General features: G+C 51.1%; 2 rRNA genes. Both read left to right on the top strand.

Annotation, left to right across the window (positions count from 1 at the left end):
- Positions 1-102, top strand: a 5S ribosomal RNA gene (gene rrf, locus J5M71_RS29015); the annotation flags it as partial.
- A 109-nt stretch (positions 103-211) separates the two neighbouring features.
- A 5S ribosomal RNA gene (gene rrf, locus J5M71_RS29010) occupies positions 212-327 on the top strand.
- Positions 328-329 lie beyond the last annotated feature (2 nt).

The raw sequence follows: 329 nt of genomic DNA, 5'->3' as shown, positions 1-329 counted from the left end.
AGCATTGGAACCACCTGATCCCATCCCGAACTCAGTAGTGAAACGATGCATCGCCGATGGTAGTGTGGGGTTTCCCCATGTGAGAGTAGGTCATCGTCAAGATTCATTTCGCAAAACCCCTATCTGCACATGCAGGTAGGGGTTTTGTCTTTAAGTAGGAACTACAGAGATTCGCAGGCACGTCCGAGGGACGGGCCAGCACACAGAATTTCTTGACGACCATAGAGCATTGGAACCACCTGATCCCATCCCGAACTCAGCAGTGAAACGATGCATCGCCGATGGTAGTGTGGGGTTTCCCCATGTGAGAGTAGGTCATCGTCAAGATT

It is taken from the genome of Pseudomonas sp. 43(2021) (assembly GCF_017490805.1).
Taxonomy (GTDB): Bacteria; Pseudomonadota; Gammaproteobacteria; order Pseudomonadales; family Pseudomonadaceae; genus Aquipseudomonas.
The sequence above is the reverse complement of the archived record's forward strand: the minus strand, read 5'-3'. Positions and strand labels throughout refer to the sequence as shown.